The sequence below is a fragment of the Mesoflavibacter zeaxanthinifaciens subsp. sabulilitoris genome (assembly GCF_014191595.1).
GTDB classification, from domain to species: Bacteria; Bacteroidota; Bacteroidia; order Flavobacteriales; family Flavobacteriaceae; genus Mesoflavibacter; species Mesoflavibacter zeaxanthinifaciens.
In genome coordinates, this window is the sequence record NZ_JACHWV010000004.1 from 24,974 (window position 1) to 42,302 (window position 17,329).

Consider the following 17,329-nt stretch of genomic DNA (forward strand, 5'->3'; position numbering starts at 1 on the left):
AATTAATTATCATTTTGTATTTGACTTACATTTTTAATAAACTCATTATACTTATCTGTAAAAAATTGTAATGCTTCTAAGTTACTTTTTGTACATCTTGGTCTAAAGTTTGGATCTTCTTGACAATAGTAAAAAAACTCGTCTTTTTTGTCTTCTGGTAAGGGATTTTGGGTAAAAAAATCTTCGATTAAATCATTTTTTAATCTAGCTAATAACGCGTCATTACTTTCTAATCTTACACGTTCTTTTAACATTTTTGTGCGACCAGTAATAGTGTTTAAAAACTTATTAAAGTTAACAGCAGCACCTAAGCCTATTGCAAACATTTTTTCGTTTCCGCCTGCTTCATTAAGTCGGTTTTCGTTTTGGGTTAATGGTTTTCCTTTGTAACCAGGTATACCTACATCATAAAAGTTAATATCTGCTTTTGCTGTTGAGGAAGAAACATCTTTATTTAAATCTCCAGAGAGTTGTTTGGTTAAAAAAACTTCATCCAAATCATTAGTAAATAATTCTAATTTTGCGTTTAAAGTTTTTGTCTTAATATTTTCTTCTGATACAACTTTAACTAAGACTTGATATTGGACACCTGAAAAAACAATAGTATCATTTTGCTTTGCCTTGATTTTAAAAACTCCTAAACTATCTGTTGTAGCATTTGTCAAAGATGTTTTATTTAGAACATGAATATTTTCTAAATCATCATCTGCAACTATCTGACCTTTTATAGTAACCGTTTGAGATATTGAAAATTGTACAATAAAAGCTAACAATATAAAAAGTTGATTACTCTTTTTCAACTGGATTCTCACTTAAAAATTTTTTGCTTTTTTTATTTAAATCCTCTATTAACTGTATCTCTTTACCTTTTTCTAAAAGTGAGACGTCAAAATCATTATTTTGCACAAATGCTATAAAAGCTTCTACTTGTTCTTCTGGTATGTTAAAATTTTTAGTGTAATAATCATGTTGGTATTTATCTGCTAAAGTCTGGGTTGGTATTTTCTCTGTTTCTGTATTAGTATTTTTAGATTTCTTTTTTGGTTTAAAAATTAAATTTACCAAACCTTCAACAATTGCAACACCGTTAGCTTGATAACGTATACGATCATTTTGATTCATCGCTGCATAATTTTCTACCTTACTATATTGATCATCAGAAAACTCGTAAACAGAAATATCATCTACTCCAAAATAAATAGCATCCATATCTGGATTAAACACCTCTACACTTTCAATATCTTCTTTTAAAACACCAGTTAAATCGTATGGTAATATTACAACTTCATCTAACTTATTAACTCGTTCTACTAAAAAAACAGTCATTTGTTTATTTTTAATAATAGATTCTGTTACAGTTAAACTAAAGTCTTTAAACTGAAGCGCAGACACCTCTACCTTATCATTAAGCATAACTTGCAAGGTAAACTCACCTTTTTCATCTGTAATTGTTCCTTTATTAGAAGATATATTAAAAACTGTAACACCTTCTACATCTGGTGTATTTACAATAATTTTACCTTTTACAGTAACTCTGGTTGAATCTTGTGCTAAAGAAAAAATAGTGAAAAAGAATAAAGATAAGGATAGAAAATATTTCATAACGGTTGATTTTACTGTAAATTAAGCATTTTTACTCTTAATTTAATTCTAATTAGGCACTAAACTTTTGTTAAAAGCTAGCTTTACATAAATTTACAAAAACTATTTATTACAATGAAGCAAATAATTATTGCAAGCACTTCTACCGTACATGGCGGTCAATATTTAGATTATCTTCTAGACACATTAAAAATTCATTTTAAAGACACAGAAGAAGTTATCTTTATTCCCTACGCTAGACCTAGCGGAATCACACATAAACAGTATACAGAAAAGGCTAGCGATGCTTTTAATAAAATTGAAAAAAAATTAATTGGCTTACATACTTTTAAAAACCCAAAAGAAGCAATAGACAACGCAAAAGGTATTTTTGTTGGTGGCGGGAACACCTTTGTTTTAGTCAATGCCCTTTACAAATTTAATTTAATTGAAAGCTTACAAGACGCCATAAAAAAAGGAACTCCGTATTTAGGAACCAGTGCTGGAAGCAACATTTGTGGCCTTACCATGAATACAACTAATGATATGCCTATTGTTTATCCGCCAAGTTTTAAAACATTAGGTTTTGTGCCATTTAATATTAATCCACACTATTTAGATCCAAACCCAAGTAGCAAACACATGGGTGAAACTAGAGAAACCAGAATAAAAGAATTTCATCAATTTAATACACAACCAGTAATTGGTTTACGCGAGGGAAGTTGGATAGAAGTTAAAGACAACAATTTACAATTAAAAGGAAATTTACAAGCACGCATTTTTGAGCACAATCAAGAACCTTACGAAGTTGATCCTGATACATTCTTAAACGAATTGAAGTAAAGTACAAAAATTTAAAACAAATTATTTTTCATCAAAATATGTCATTCCGAACGAGGTACGAGGAGGAATCTCATATTCATATTATTAAGATGAGATTTCTCAATATGCTCGATATGATAAAAGCATCACAATAAATTATAAGGATTAAAATAAAAAAAGTCTCATCAAATTGATGAGATTTTTTTTTTAGCGGGAGACCGGTTTTACTTCGACTACGCTCAGTATAAACTTCTCACCCTAATCTTAGAGCGTTTAAATATTTCTTGAAATAAAAAAGCTTCATCGTTTTTGATGAAGCTTTTTGAGCGGGAGACCGGGTTCGAACCGGCGACATTCAGCTTGGAAGGCTGACGCTCTACCAACTGAGCTACTCCCGCTTTTTGCGGTGGCAAATATAAACAAAGATTTTAATTATTTGCAAAAAATTATAATTTCTTTAAAAAATGATAGCCTAAAATTTCAAAACCCTCGTTATAATAAAATTTGTGTGACGGGTAGTTTTGAACGTAAGTATTTAATTCACAAGTAGTACAACCTTTACTTTTGGCATAATCGTATAACCACTTAAAAAAAAGTTTACCAAGACCATTTCCTCTATATTTTTCTTCTATATAAACATGATCTACTTCCATACTTCTACCAACGTAATGTCTTGTTTGAAACCACATTCCTGACATACCAATTAAAGTATCGCCATCATAAACACCTGCACACTCATAATTTTGAGTAATCATTTCGGCAAAACGCTCTTTTAATACTGCATCAGAATTAGCATTATTAGTTAATTTTTGCATTAACGGAATAATGCTAAAAATTTCAGTTTTATCTATTATTTTAAACTTAAAAGACATCTCAATTTTTATTGCAAAATTAGTTAATTTTGAAATACTATTATACAAATAATGCAAATCATAGCAAGTACACAACGGTTATATTTAAGAGAATTTTCTGTAGATGATGCTATTCATTTTTACGAGATGAATTCTGACCAAGACGTACTAAAATATACTGGAGACAAACCGTTTTCTTCTAAAAATGAAGCAGAGCAATTCCTATTAAACTACAAAGAATACGAAAAACATAATATGGGAAGATGGGCAGTTTGCGATAAAAAGACAGATATGTTTTTAGGCTGGTGCGGATTAAAATTTCATCCTAAAGAAAACAAAGTTGAAGTTGGTTACCGCTTTTATAAAAAATATTGGAACAATGGTTACGCTACCGAAAGCTGCCAAGCGGCAATACATTATGGTTTTAAACACCTTAAACTTAAAACCATATATGCACATGCACATGTAGACAATTATGCATCACATAAAGTCTTAGAAAAATGCAACATGAATTATATAAAAACCTTTAATTATACTGGTATGCCTGCAAACTTATATAAAATAGAAAACCCTGATATTATAATTAAACAAATTACTGCATTACAAACCTATCCAGTACGTCATCCTGTTTTAAGGACTGGCAGACCTATTGAAGATTGCAAGCTAACTTTTGATGATCACGAAGACACATTTCACTTAGGTTTATATTATAAAAACAAGTTGTCTGGTGTAGTAAGTTTAATGAAACTTAACAACGAAAAATTTGAAGAACAATACCAATATCGCTTACGCGGAATGGGCGTTTTAGAACAGTTTCAAGGATATAGATTTGGCAGATTACTAGTAGAAACAGCCGAAATAATGGTAAAACAAAAAGGATCTAAACTACTTTGGTTTGATGCTAGATTAATTGCTGTTGGATTTTACAAGCGATTAGGTTTTACAATTATTGGCGACCAATTTGAAGTCCCTAAAGTTGGTCCACATTATGTAATGTATAAACGATTATAGATTTTATTTGTATTTCGTCTAAATTCATTCAACTAAAAAAACTAACTCAACAATTATCGATGAACTTTCGTAAATTGCTTTATCTAAATCAATTATCATGAGAAATTTTAAAGGTAGACTTCTAATTGGTGTTCTTCTTGCTGCATTTGCTTTGTTTAAATATTACAACTCAATGGAAACAAATGAGTACACAGGAAAGAAACAAGCGATCTCTATGACGCCAGACCAAGAAATTCAAATGGGTTTGCAAAGTCGTGATCAAATGGCAGCGCAACATGGTGGATTATATCCTAATCAAGAATATCAAGCATTTATAGATAGAGTTGGCAACAAACTAGTACAAAATAGTGTCGCAAAAGACACGCCTTACAAGTACGAGTTTCATTTACTTGCAGATAAAAATACAATTAATGCGTTTGCTTTACCTGGCGGACAAATTTTTATTACCTATGCCTTATTTTCTAAATTAGAAAACGAAGACCAGCTAGCTGGTGTTTTAGGACACGAAATTGGTCACGTTATTGGTCGTCATAGTGCAGAGCGTATTGCGAATTCTGAGCTTTGGCAAGGTTTATCAACTGCAGGTTCTGTTGGCGGTAATATGGGAGATGTAGTTAGTCAATATGGCATGTCTAAACTATTAAAAAATGGGCGTGGTGATGAGTTAGAAAGTGACGATTTAGGTGTACGTTTTATGATGCGTTCTGGCTATGACCCAGAAGAAATGATTGGCGTTATGCAAATTTTAAAACAAGCAGCTGGTCCAAACCGTGTACCAGAATTCCAGAGCACACATCCTGACCCAGAAAATAGAATTGAAAAAATTAAAGCCTCTATTAAAAAATACACAATAAACTAAAACGATTTAGTAGAAAACCAACAAAGTCCTGCAAATGCAGGACTTTTGTTTTTATATTTGTTATAATAAAATTTACAGTAATGAATAAAAAAGTCATCTTAATGATACTAGATGGTTGGGGAAAATCTCCAGACCCAAAAGTATCTGCAATAGATAATGCTAACACACCTTTTATAGACAGTTTATACACCAAATTTCCTAATGCACAATTGCGTACAGACGGACTACATGTTGGTCTGCCAGAAGGACAAATGGGAAATAGTGAAGTTGGCCACATGAATCTTGGTGCAGGACGCATTGTTTATCAAGACTTAGCTAAAATTAATCTTGCTGTAGAAAATAATACACTTGCCAAAGAACAAGTATTAATAGATGCTTTTAATTATGCAAAAGCAAATAATAAAGATGTTCATTTTTTAGGATTAGTAAGTAATGGTGGCGTACACTCGCACATCAACCATATTAAAGGATTAATTACAGCTGCTCAAAATGCTGGAGTTACAAATAGCTATGTTCATGCGTTTACAGATGGTCGTGATGTAGACCCAAAATCTGGTAAAGGATTTATTGAAGATTTAGAAAATTTCACTTCAAATACAAACACAAAAATTGCAAGTGTAACAGGTCGTTATTATGCAATGGACAGAGACAAACGTTGGGAACGTGTTAAATTAGCATACGATGCTGTAGTAAATGGTTTAGGTGAAAAAACGCAAGACTTATCAGATGAAATCCAGAAGAATTATGATAATGATATTACAGACGAATTTATCAAACCAATTATAAAAAAAGATGAAGCTGGTAATCCAATAGCAACTATTAAAGAAGATGACGTGGTTATCTTTTTCAACTTTAGAACAGATCGTGGTCGCGAATTAACAGAAGCGTTATCCCAACGCGATTTTCATGAACAAAACATGCATAAGTTGAATTTATACTACGTGACTTTAACTAATTACGACGAAACGTTTACAGGTATCAACGTTGTTTTCAACAAAGAAAATTTAACCGATACTTTAGGTGAAGTTTTAGAAAAGCATAATAAAACACAAATCAGAATTGCAGAAACTGAAAAATATCCTCACGTTACATTTTTCTTTTCTGGAGGACGCGAAACACCTTTTAAAGGCGAAAAACGAATTTTAAAAAATTCGCCTAAAGTAGCAACCTACGATTTAAAACCAGAAATGAGTGCTTACGAGCTTACAGATGCTTTAGTACCAGAATTAGAAAATGAAACAACAGATTTTGTTTGTTTAAATTTTGCAAACGGTGATATGGTTGGTCACACTGGTGTTATGGACGCTGCAATTAAAGCTTGCGAAGCAGTAGATAAGTGTGTAGAGAAAGTAGTTACTACTGCTTTAGACCATGGTTATACAACACTTTTAATTGCCGATCATGGTAATTGCGAAACTATGATAAATCCTGATGGTAGCCCAAACACAGCACATACTACAAATCCTGTCCCTGTTATTTTAATTGATAACGAATTAAAACATATAGAAAACGGAATTTTAGGAGATATGGCGCCTACCATTTTAAAATTAATGGGTGTAGAACAACCTGAAGCAATGACGCAAAAACCTTTAGTGTAATACTAAATAAATATAATTGTGATTAAAAAAATCCACTTCGTTTTGAAGTGGATTTTTCATTTTAAATCAATTGAATTTTAAATTCAAAAAATTAAATTTATTGTACTTTTACAATCTTATTTCTATATAAATGAATATACAAGGAAAAATAATAGCTGTAGATTTTGATGGCACTATTGTAGAAGATGCATATCCAGGTATAGGCAAACCTCGGTTATTTGCTTTTGAAACCTTAAAACGTCTTCAAAATGATGGTCATCGACTTATACTTTGGACCTATAGACATGGTAAACGTCTAGAGGAAGCTGTTAATTTCTGTAAAGACAATGGTATAGACTTCTACGCTGTAAATAAAAGTTTTCCTGAAGAAACTTTTAAAGGTGATGTAAGCCGAAAAATTAACGCCGATTTATTTATAGACGATCGTAATATTGGTGGTATTTTAGGTTGGGGAGAAATTTATCAAATGCTTACCAACCAAACACCGCAACAATCAAAACCTAAGAAAAAAGGCTGGTTTAAATTTTAACAACCAATCATTTCAAAATACGCTTTATCTATTTCTTCTCTGTGATCTGGATGAGCTATATTAACCAAAGCTTTTATACGCTCTTTAATAGTTTTCCCATAAAGGCTAGCCACACCAAATTCTGTTACAACATAATGTACGTGCGACCTTGTAGTTACTACACCAGCACCTGGTTTTAAAGATGGTACAATTCGACTAATACCATTTCTAGTTACAGATGGTAATGCTATAATTGCTTTACCGCCTTCACTTAAAGATGCGCCTCGTATAAAATCCATTTGTCCACCAACCCCAGAATACATATGCGCACCAATAGAATCTGCACAAACTTGTCCCGTCACATCTACTTCAATAGCAGAATTAATGGCTACCATTTTTGGATTTTGTTTAATAATCGAAACATCGTTTGTGTAATTTGATGCACGCATTTCTATAAATGGGTTATCGTCTACATAGTCATATAACTTTTGCGAACCAATTAAAAAAGTAGCCAAAGCACGACCACGATTAATTTCTTTATAGTTACCATTAATTACATCCTTTAAAATTAAATCTATAACACCATCAGAAAACATTTCGGTATGTAAACCTAAGTCTTTGTGATTAGTTAATCGGGCTAAAACTGCATTTGGAATACTTCCAATACCCATTTGCAACGTACTTCTATCTTCAATTAAACTGGCTACATATTCACCTATTTTTGCTTCAACTTCATTAGGTGGTAATGCATCGTGACTTGGTAATGGTTCATGATGTTCTACAAATTGGTCAATTTCGGAAATATGAATAATACCAGCACCATGTGTACGTGGCATATATTTATTAATTTGAGCTATTACAATTTTTGCATTATCTATTGCTGCTAATGTTGCTTCAACAGAAACACCTAAAGAACAATACCCATGTCTATCTGGTACCGATACGTGGATTAACGCTACATCTAAATCAATTATATTTCTTTTAAATAAAAGCGGTAATTCACTTAAAAATACTGGTGTGTAAGAACCATTTCCTTCTTTTAAAGTATGACGTACATTTTTACCTATAAAAAATGAGTTAACATGAAAACTATCTTTAAGCTCCGGATTTGAATAAGGTGCTTCACCTTCGGTATGTAAGTGGCATATTTCAACATTTTTTAGTTCTTCGTGTCTGGCAGACATTGCTTTTACTAAAGATTGCGGTGCAGCTGCTGCAGCTTGCACATATACTCTATCATTAGACTTTATAACTTTTACTGCTTCTTCTGCGGTTACTGGTGAATACATATTGGTTTTGTTTTATTTTACAAAATTACAAAGCATCGTATAGATAAATCCTGCTAAAAGTCATGTTTCTAAAAGAAATTTGACTTTTATTTTAAGTATATTTGCAGATATTTTAGAGATTATGATTATTGTAAAAACAAGAGAAGAAATAGAATTAATGCGCCAAGCTGCTTTAGTGGTATCTAAAACTTTAGGAGAAGTTGCTAAAGCTGTAAAACCTGGTGTAACAACACTTCAACTAGATAAAATTGCTGAAGAACACATAAGAGATCTTGGAGCTATACCTGGATTTTTAGGTTTATATGACTTCCCTAACACACTTTGTATGAGTCCAAACTCGCAAGTGGTACATGGTATTCCTAACGACAAGCCACTTGAAGAAGGAGATATAATATCTATAGATTGTGGTGCTATTTTAGATGGTTTTTACGGTGATCATGCTTACACATTTGCTGTAGGTGAAATTGATCCTGAAACAGAAAAACTACTTCAAGTTACTAAAGAATCTTTATATGTTGGTATCAAAGAGTTTAAATTAGGAAACCGCGTTGGAGATGTAGGTTATGCTATTCAAAAATATTGTGAAGATCATGGTTATGGCGTGGTAAGAGAATTAGTAGGTCATGGATTAGGGCGCACTATGCACGAAGATCCAGAAATGCCAAATTACGGAAAACGAGGAAGAGGAAAAAAGTTTATTGAAGGTATGGTCGTAGCTATTGAACCTATGATAAACATGGGAACAAAACGAATTAAACAACACCGTGATGGCTGGACAATTACAACTTTAGATGGTAAACCTAGCGCACATTTCGAGCATGATGTTGCTATTGTAGATGGTAAACCAGAGCTATTATCTACTTTTAAATACATTTATGACGCTTTAGGTATTGAAAGTGACGAGGAAGATGAATTTAGACAACAAGCTTTAGTTTTATAGACCTAAAGACACGAATTACACTAATTCTCACTAATAATTCACTTTCTATTGAAAAATTTAATTTATAAAGATGAAGCTTATAAGATAATTGGTCTTTGTATGGAAGTACATAACCAACTTGGAAAAGGTTTTAATGAAGTTGTATATGCTGATGCTTTAGAAATCGAATTAATTGATAACAATATAGCTTATTCTAGAGAAACTAAATTTGCAATAAGCTATAAAGGAAACACTTTACCTCATAAATATAAAGCAGATTTTATCATTGATGATAAAATAATTTTAGAACTAAAAGCTATTGAAGCTTTAAATTCTGCTCATGTAAAACAAACATTAAACTATCTTGCTGTCTCAAAATTAAAATTAGGTTTATTAATTAATTTTGGTGATGAAAGTTTAAAATATAAACGAATTGTCTTGTAATAATTTGTGTTAATTCGTGAAATTAGTGTCAAAAAAACTCTTTAAACACATACTTAATTTTATACCGAGACCTATTTTAATTAGGTTAAGTTATTTAGCTAAACCTGTTTTAGCTTTTGTTTTAAGAGGCAAAAAATATACAGACCCAATAGATGGTAAGAGTTTTAAGTCTTTTTTACCTTATGGTTATGGTAAGCAAAGACCTAATGTACTGTCGCCTTCTACATTAAGCTTAGAAAGACATAGACTTTTGTGGCTCTATTTAAAAAATGAAACAGATTTTTTTACTTCTAATAAAAAAGTACTTCATTTTGCTCCAGAACAAGCATTTTACAAACGCTTTAGGCAACTTAAAAATTTAGATTACACAACAACAGATTTACTATCTCCATTAGCAGATGTTAAAGCAGATATTTGCGATTTACCCTTTGAAGATAATACTTACGATGTTATTTTATGTAATCATGTGTTAGAACATATTCCTGATGATACTAGAGCAATGCAAGAACTGTATCGTGTTTTAAAACCTAACGGAATGGCGATTTTGCAAATACCACAAGACTTAAATCGTGAAACTACTTTTGAGGATAACACCATTACAGACAAAAAAGAACGTGCTGAAATTTTTGGTCAATACGATCATGTACGCATTTACGGTCGTGATTATTTTGACAAACTTAGAAGCATAGGTTTTAAAGTTGAAGAAGTAGATTATACAGCTAAACTTTCTTCAGAAAAAATAGACAAATACCGTTTAGCAAAAGGAGAAATTATTCCTGTTTGTTATAAATAGAAACAATTATGACACAACAAACTTTTATCATTACAGGTGCATTTTTTGGTATGTTAGCCATAATATTTGGTGCTTTTGGAGCTCATGCTTTAAAAAAAATCTTATCAGAAAATCAACTTAAAAGTTTTGAAACCGGTATTAAATACCAAATGTATCATGCTATTGTTTTATTACTTCTTGGGTTTAATTTTCAGTTTTCAACTTCTGCAATGTATTGGTGTTTCACTTTAGGTATTCTACTTTTTTCTTTTAGTATTTACGGTTTGGTTTTAAGTGATGCAAAAGGAAAAAAACTAAAGTTTTTAGGTCCAATTACACCTATTGGCGGCTTACTTTTTGTGATTGGTTGGTTGTTATTAATACTTAAAGCTATTAACTTTTAATTTTATTCAGGAAAACCATTAAAAGACTTCGTTTCTAACTCTCCTTTTTCGTTTTCAAAAATTAAATACACTTGTAATTCTGGGTGTTTTGCTAAAAAGTAATCTACTTTTTTTATTCCCATTGCTTGAAATGCTGTAGCATAACCATCTGCCATCATACATTTATCTGTAATTACTGAAGCACTTAAGATTCTGGTTCGTGTTGGATAGCCTGTTTTTGTATTTATAATATGAGCGTATTTGTTACCGTTATTATCTACCTTAAACTTTCTGTAAGTTCCTGAAGTAGCCATAGCTTTATCTGTAATACCAATAACCTTAGAATAACTTTGAGAGCCATCAAAATTTGGGTTTTCTATGCCAATTGCCCATTCTTTTTGTTTATTTAAATTTATTCCCTTAGCTCTTAACTCTCCTCCTATATCTACCAAATAATTAGTTATGCCTTTACTTTCTAAAAAATCTGCTATAACATCTACACCATAACCTTTAGCTATAGCATTAAAATCTATAAACGTATTAGTGCGTTTCATTATAACTCCGTTTACAACACCAACACGATTAAAACCTACAGATTTCATTAAACTATCCACTTTAATACTATCTACAGCAGATTTATTATTCTCTGATCCAAAATTCCATGCGTTTACTAACTTACCAATCGTTGGATCAAAAACTCCTTCTGTTTCTCTGTAAATTTTCTTAGCTGCCTTAAAAACAGTGTCAAAATGAGGATCTGTATTTACGCTTTCGTTTCTATTAATTTTTGAAATATTTGAAGACGGAATGTAATTTGACATAGATTGATTTAGTACTTCAAAAATACTATCAAATTGCTTTTGATAACTTTTACTGCCAACATCATAATATTGTATTTGATAAGCAGTGCCAAAAATTGGTCCTTTAATTTTTACTAATTCTGGTTCGTTTTTACAAGAAATAAAAACTAATAACAATAATAAAATTGAAGATAAACGCTGTAACATAAATTTAATTTAAATGAGTTTCTATCACTTGGATGCCATTATATTCTATTAAATACTCTTCATTTAAGTATATCGGTAAATCCTCTCCTTTTGGATTACCTAAACCAACACCAGCATATAAAACTTTTGCATTATGCTCTTGAGCATGTTTTTTAAAAGATTCCATCCAAACGACATCATAATTATTAGCATTTTCAGGTAAAATTACAGCTTTTACTATTACAAAGTAGTACTGTTTATTTTTATCCATACAAACAAATTGCGGATGTCTTTTTAGCTTACTATTTATAGCAATAAACTCGAAACCACGTTGTTCTAAGTCTTTTCCAACATGGTTCATTGCTAGATTATGAAGTTCTTGTTTTGTTAAGGCTTTACTCATAGTACAAAAATACGTTTTAACATTTATTTGCTGAAATTTTCTTATTTTAAAAGAAGAAAATCGCTAAGAAATTTAAAATGAAAACATCAACAAGATTTGATAACGCTATTAAAAAACTATACACAGCTTTTAATGAAAATCTATTAAACCCTGAATGTTGTAAACAATGTGCTGTTGGAAATATTTTAGATCAAAAAGATGCTTGGAAATATTTATCTGATGATCATGGCTCTTTAAAGTTGAATTATCTTGGACTAGTACATCAAAATTTAGGAAGAACTTTTAACGGATATTCGCCATTAGAATTACTAAAAATTGAAGCTGCTTTTTTGAAAGGTTGTGGTTACGAACTACCACTTAATCATAAAAATAAAAGACCTAAAAACTCAACAAATAAAGACATACTATTTAATGGTTTAAAAGAAACAATTAAAGTGCTTTGCAGCTTTGATAATATTGAAAATATTATGGATTATTCCAACGTATTTAAAGCTGTAATTACAAAAAATAGTGATTTAAAATTTACAAATTTTGAATTTGAAAATGTTTAAAATAAAAAAGCCCAACACTTTAGTATTGGGCTTTTCTAAATATATATCATTAATCTACTTCACTACAATTCTTTTAAATGCAGACTTATTACCTGCTTCAACTTTAAGTATATAAATTCCTGTTGAATTTGTATTTAAATTAATAGTCTTATTAAATATTGAATTGTTGTTAGAGTATAAATTATTAAAAATTTGACGACCTCTAATATCAAATAAAGAAAGGTTAACATCTTGATTGGTGCTTAAAGCAATAGTCACTTTGCCATTTGTTGGGTTTGGATAAACTGCAAATTGATCAAAATCAAATTCTGAAGTTGATAATGCTGCAGGCACACCAAAATAATAAGTCCCTTCAATTCCTGAAGTAAATGTTCCTGATAATTTATAGTCTGAACCAAAAGATGAGACTGAAGCTGATACTACTTCTGTTGTAACGCCATTATCTCTTAATATACTAATCGAATTTCTACTTTGTCCAGTAGTAGCTTCGTAACCTAATATTTCTGCTTCAGTAAAATAAAAATCTACATTAACATTAGAAGTCGTAAGTATATTTGAAGGTGTTATAGTAAACGTCTTATCTGTTACATAATTAGACACTGAACTTCCGTTATAACTCTGTGCACTAGTACCTGCTCTAGATACAGATATGTCTACACAACCAAAATCATCATTATTTACATTGGTTATATCTAACATTAAATCTGTACTAACAGAATCTGAAGCGTAGACAGTTCCACTAGATCTTAAAGCTAATAAATCATTAGATGTACCTGTATTAACATCTATTTGTATACTTTTAGAAACTATTGCTTCAAAATTTATATTATCTAATAAGAACAGTCCTTCTGTTACACCATTACCAACATTTGTTCCTGGACTATTATGCCTAAATGCTAAATAACCTGTCTGACCAATATAAGCAGACATATCTATATTTCTAAACTCACCATTATCATCAAGTGTATTTCCTGAGTCAATTAAATTACCGCTAGTTATAGTGTTTACATTAGTGTTATCTGTAGTCCAATAAACCTCATATGGTTCACTATCTCCATATCCTGCAATACCATAAGATAAGTTAACTGAAGATGCATTAGAAGGTATAGAAATCATATCAGACAGTAAGAAATTATCTGGTGTAAAATTAGCTCCCGTGCCAAAAATTGCACCATTAGATTCTGAAGCAAAAAATACACTTACAATTGCTCCATTACCATATAAATCTGTACCTGATGAATTAGCGCTTAAGAAATTATTTCCATCACCATCATTATCTATCACAAACCAATTAGTAGTATCTGTTGTTTCTAAATTAGAATCTATTAGAGTAATTGTTTGAGTATTTACCGGAACAACATCATCATCTGTAATTACTAATGTAAAGTTATTATTACCTGCTGTAGCATCTCCTCCATTAGCATTAACTGTAAAAGTTAAATCTATACTTTCTTCGCCTTCAACAAAGCCATCATTAAAAACTCTTATTACTACAGACTGTGTTGCTGTTGAACCTGCACTGAAGACTACTGAATTATTTAAAAGCGTATAATCTTGTGCATCTGCTGTTGCCCCTTGTACTGATAAGTTAACAGTTGTGTTTTGAGAAGCTCCTTCGGCAATTGTCAAATCTACAGTTACATCTGTAAAATTACAATCAGACCCTTCAATAACATTATCACTAGCTAAAGCAAAAGAAATTATAGGTCCAGCGTTACCTGTATTAGAACTTGCTAACTCAGATCGACCAGGAGAGTTTTGCATAACTACAGCCATTCTTGCAACTTGATCTGCAGTAAATAAATTCATACAAGTATCAAAACTATAATCCATAAAGTTTTCTACCATATCTCTATCTCCGCCAGTACAGGTATCGTTAGTATTTGGACAACCTGAACTTGATCCATTTTGGTTTGGTGTATCATTACAAAAATCGTCTACACTACAATTTCCATCTCCCCAAATATGTCTTAGACCGATCCAGTGACCAATTTCATGAGTTAAGGTTCTTCCTGCTGCATAAACACCTCCGTTTGGATGTGGGTTAGCTACAGATCCTATTGATGTATATAAACAAACAACACCATCTGTATTTGCAGATCCTCCTGAAGCTGGCATACCAGGTAATCCTGAACTATCAGGAAACTGAGCATATCCCAATAATCCACCTCCTAAATTTCCTGTCCAACAATTAGCATATAATGTTCTGTCCCAAATTGTAGCAGGTTTAATTGTATTATCAAAATCTGCAGTTGATAATTGTCCAGGATATCCGTATACACGATTAATACCTGGTTCTGCTAAAGGATTTCCATTGGGATCTACTTGAGCAGGGACAAATACAATTTGTGCATCTGCTGCTACAGAAGACCAATATCCTGTTGCTCCGCCTGCTTGGTTAGAAAAATCAAGATTTAATTGTTCGATTTGAGCATTTACATACTGAGCATCTAAATCTGCTGCATCACCTTGTGTTCCAGAAACTACATGAAAGATAATAGGAATAGTATATACTTGCATTTGAGCAGATTCTACACTATTAGCGACTCTTGAAGCCTGTTGAGCTTTATACTGCTGAACTAAAGGAGCAATCCAATCTTCAAACTGTTGTTTAGATTGCACATTTGGGTTGTTTAATCTATACTTGTTATTCATTTCTTCAGTAAGACAACGAACAACACCATTCTCATTTAAGAATCTTTGATTTTCTTCATTTAATAAAACATCCTGCTCTGTATTAGGATGATTATGACTAATACTTTTAGAATTTTCTTTATTAATCTTTCTATTTTGAGAGAAACTGAGATTGACACTTAACAAAAGTATCGCCATTAACAATAATTTAGTATTTTTCTTCATACATATAACAATATTTACATTTGACCGATGCAAATTAACTTTTAAACTCAAAAATAGAATGATTTTAATCATTTTTCGATAAAAAACTATAAAAAAAGGAAATATTCGGTTTTTTTTTATTTTAAGTAATAAAAAAAGCCAATGTAAACACATTGGCTTTTTTATTTGAAGAGGTTTTATACTATCCTCCAAAGTCATCAAATCGGATGTTTTCATCTGGAATACCAAAATCTTCACCCATTTTTTGTACTGCTTTATTCATTAAAGGAGGACCACAGAAATATAACTCTATATCCTCTGGTGTATCATGATGATTTAAGTAGTTATCTATTACACAATTATGAATAAACCCTACAAAACCATCTCCTTCTTCATCATGTATATCTTTCTTAACTTTCCAGTTATCTTCTTCTAAAGGTTCTGAAAGTGCTAAGTAAAATTTAAAGTTAGGGAAGTCTCTTTCTAACTCACGGAAATGTTCAATATAGAATAATTCGCGTTTAGAACGACCACCATACCAATATGTTACTTTACGTCCTGTTTTTAATGTTTTGAATAAATGATATAAGTGAGAACGCATTGGTGCCATACCTGCTCCTCCACCAACGTAAAGCATTTCTGCATCAGATTCGTTAATAAAGAACTCTCCATAAGGTCCAGAGATTACACACTTATCACCTTTCTTTAAGTTAAATATGTATGATGATGCTACACCTGGATTTACGTCCATCCATCCATTTTTATTTCTATCCCATGGTGGCGTTGCAATACGAACATTTAACATAATCTCTCTACCTTCTGCTGGGTAAGAAGCCATAGAGTAAGCACGTTCTACAGTTTCATCATTTTTCATTACTAATGGCCATAAATTGAATTTATCCCATTCTGCCTGAAACTTATCCGGTGAATCGTGTTCTTCTGGATGTGCGGTAATATCCATATCTGAATATTTCACTTCACATTTAGGAATTTCAATTTGAATATATCCACCAGCCTTGTAATTCATATCCTCAGGGATTTCAACTACAAACTCTTTAATAAAAGAGGCTACATTGTAATTACGTACAACTGTTGCTTCCCATTTTTTGATACCAAATACTTCTTCTGGTATAGTAATTTCCATGTCTTGTTTAACTTTTACTTGACAAGCTAAACGAGCACCGTGTTGTAGTTCTTTTCTTGTAAAGTGAGGTGTTTCTGTTGGTAAAGCTTCTCCTCCTCCATCTAAAACGTGACATTCACATTGGATACAAGTTCCACCACCACCACATGCAGATGGTAAGAATATTTTTTGGTTACCTAATGTTGATAATAATGTACCTCCTGATGATACTTCAATTTCTTTTTCACCATTTATTTTAATAGTTACAGGACCTGATGGTGATAATTTTTGCTTAACATATAATAATAATGATACTAATACCAATGTTATTACTAAGAATGCGATAACAGTTGTTAAAACTGTTCCTAATGTACTTGCTGCTAAAATCATA

Annotated in this window: 18 protein-coding genes and 1 tRNA gene; 10 read left to right on the plus strand and 9 right to left on the minus strand. The window is 31.5% G+C overall.

Annotated elements, in window-relative coordinates; genetic code table 11:
- Positions 1–2: 2 nt before the first annotated feature.
- Positions 3–812 carry a peptidase associated/transthyretin-like domain-containing protein gene (locus FHS04_RS06665; RefSeq protein ID WP_183408370.1) on the minus strand — a complete coding sequence of 270 codons (810 nt, stop codon included), beginning with the start codon at positions 810–812 and terminating at the stop codon, positions 3–5.
- Complete coding sequence (locus tag FHS04_RS06670; RefSeq protein ID WP_106680168.1) at positions 787–1,602, minus strand: carboxypeptidase-like regulatory domain-containing protein; 816 nt, start codon at positions 1,600–1,602, stop codon at positions 787–789. The genes FHS04_RS06665 and FHS04_RS06670 overlap by 26 nt, the downstream gene beginning before the upstream one ends.
- 114 nt (positions 1,603–1,716) lie before the next feature.
- Between FHS04_RS06670 and pepE the strand changes: the two genes are divergently transcribed.
- Positions 1,717–2,424, plus strand: a complete 708-nt coding sequence (pepE, locus tag FHS04_RS06675) for a dipeptidase PepE (protein ID WP_106680166.1) — start codon at positions 1,717–1,719, stop codon at positions 2,422–2,424.
- 304 nt (positions 2,425–2,728) lie between these two features.
- Here pepE and FHS04_RS06680 read toward each other — a convergent pair.
- A tRNA-Gly gene (locus tag FHS04_RS06680) sits at positions 2,729–2,801 on the minus strand.
- A 48-nt stretch (positions 2,802–2,849) separates the two neighbouring features.
- Entirely contained in the window at positions 2,850–3,275 is a 426-nt protein-coding gene (locus tag FHS04_RS06685; protein WP_106680216.1) for a GNAT family N-acetyltransferase, read from the minus strand.
- Between the two features lie 51 nt (positions 3,276–3,326).
- Between FHS04_RS06685 and FHS04_RS06690 the strand changes: the two genes are divergently transcribed.
- From FHS04_RS06690 to FHS04_RS06705, 4 genes are all read left to right on the plus strand, one after another.
- On the plus strand, positions 3,327–4,265 hold the full coding sequence (locus tag FHS04_RS06690; protein WP_106680164.1) for a GNAT family N-acetyltransferase: 939 nt from the start codon (positions 3,327–3,329) through the stop codon (positions 4,263–4,265).
- Between the two features lie 97 nt (positions 4,266–4,362).
- Entirely contained in the window at positions 4,363–5,124 is a 762-nt protein-coding gene (locus FHS04_RS06695; RefSeq protein WP_027881121.1) for a M48 family metalloprotease, read from the plus strand.
- Positions 5,125–5,204: 80 nt separating this feature from the next.
- Complete coding sequence (gene gpmI, locus FHS04_RS06700; RefSeq protein ID WP_106680162.1) at positions 5,205–6,722, plus strand: 2,3-bisphosphoglycerate-independent phosphoglycerate mutase; 1,518 nt, start codon at positions 5,205–5,207, stop codon at positions 6,720–6,722.
- A 130-nt stretch (positions 6,723–6,852) separates the two neighbouring features.
- Positions 6,853–7,251: a BT0820 family HAD-type phosphatase gene (locus FHS04_RS06705; RefSeq protein WP_106680160.1), complete on the plus strand. Its 399-nt coding sequence runs from the start codon at positions 6,853–6,855 to the stop codon at positions 7,249–7,251.
- Here FHS04_RS06705 and FHS04_RS06710 read toward each other — a convergent pair.
- Positions 7,248–8,519 (minus strand): acetyl-CoA hydrolase/transferase family protein, encoded by a 1,272-nt coding sequence (locus tag FHS04_RS06710; protein WP_106680158.1) that lies wholly within the window; start codon positions 8,517–8,519, stop codon positions 7,248–7,250. The two genes, FHS04_RS06705 and FHS04_RS06710, sit on opposite strands and share 4 nt — an antisense overlap.
- Before the next feature lie 121 nt (positions 8,520–8,640).
- Here FHS04_RS06710 and map point away from each other — a divergent pair, with 121 nt between their 5' ends.
- From map to FHS04_RS06730, 4 genes are read left to right on the plus strand one after another with little or no spacing between them, the layout of a single operon-like run.
- Positions 8,641–9,459 carry a type I methionyl aminopeptidase gene (gene map, locus FHS04_RS06715; RefSeq protein ID WP_106680156.1) on the plus strand — a complete coding sequence of 273 codons (819 nt, stop codon included), beginning with the start codon at positions 8,641–8,643 and terminating at the stop codon, positions 9,457–9,459.
- Positions 9,460–9,507: 48 nt separating this feature from the next.
- A complete protein-coding gene (locus FHS04_RS06720) occupies positions 9,508–9,882 on the plus strand; it encodes a GxxExxY protein (protein WP_027881116.1) in 375 nt (124 codons plus the stop codon).
- Positions 9,883–9,907: 25 nt separating this feature from the next.
- Entirely contained in the window at positions 9,908–10,675 is a 768-nt protein-coding gene (locus FHS04_RS06725; RefSeq protein ID WP_106680154.1) for a class I SAM-dependent methyltransferase, read from the plus strand.
- A gap of 8 nt (positions 10,676–10,683) precedes the next feature.
- Positions 10,684–11,058: a DUF423 domain-containing protein gene (locus FHS04_RS06730; RefSeq protein WP_106680152.1), complete on the plus strand. Its 375-nt coding sequence runs from the start codon at positions 10,684–10,686 to the stop codon at positions 11,056–11,058.
- Between the two features lie 2 nt (positions 11,059–11,060).
- On the opposite strand, the gene FHS04_RS06735 is transcribed toward FHS04_RS06730, so the two are convergent.
- Complete coding sequence (locus FHS04_RS06735) at positions 11,061–12,044, minus strand: FAD:protein FMN transferase (RefSeq protein ID WP_106680150.1); 984 nt, start codon at positions 12,042–12,044, stop codon at positions 11,061–11,063.
- Positions 12,045–12,048: 4 nt separating this feature from the next.
- The gene (locus tag FHS04_RS06740; RefSeq protein WP_027881112.1) at positions 12,049–12,426 is read right to left on the minus strand and encodes a hypothetical protein; all 378 of its coding nucleotides are present in this window, start codon (positions 12,424–12,426) and stop codon (positions 12,049–12,051) included.
- Positions 12,427–12,503: 77 nt separating this feature from the next.
- On the opposite strand from FHS04_RS06740, the gene FHS04_RS06745 reads away from it, so the two are divergent.
- Positions 12,504–12,977 carry a hypothetical protein gene (locus tag FHS04_RS06745; protein ID WP_051169901.1) on the plus strand — a complete coding sequence of 158 codons (474 nt, stop codon included), beginning with the start codon at positions 12,504–12,506 and terminating at the stop codon, positions 12,975–12,977.
- Positions 12,978–13,031: 54 nt separating this feature from the next.
- Here FHS04_RS06745 and FHS04_RS06750 read toward each other — a convergent pair whose 3' ends face one another.
- Together FHS04_RS06750 and nqrF are read right to left on the minus strand one after the other, a co-directional pair.
- Positions 13,032–15,809 carry a M43 family zinc metalloprotease gene (locus FHS04_RS06750; RefSeq protein ID WP_181256135.1) on the minus strand — a complete coding sequence of 926 codons (2,778 nt, stop codon included), beginning with the start codon at positions 15,807–15,809 and terminating at the stop codon, positions 13,032–13,034.
- A gap of 208 nt (positions 15,810–16,017) precedes the next feature.
- The gene (gene nqrF / locus FHS04_RS06755; protein WP_027881110.1) at positions 16,018–17,328 is read right to left on the minus strand and encodes an NADH:ubiquinone reductase (Na(+)-transporting) subunit F; all 1,311 of its coding nucleotides are present in this window, start codon (positions 17,326–17,328) and stop codon (positions 16,018–16,020) included.
- Between the last annotated feature and the right edge of the window lies 1 nt (position 17,329).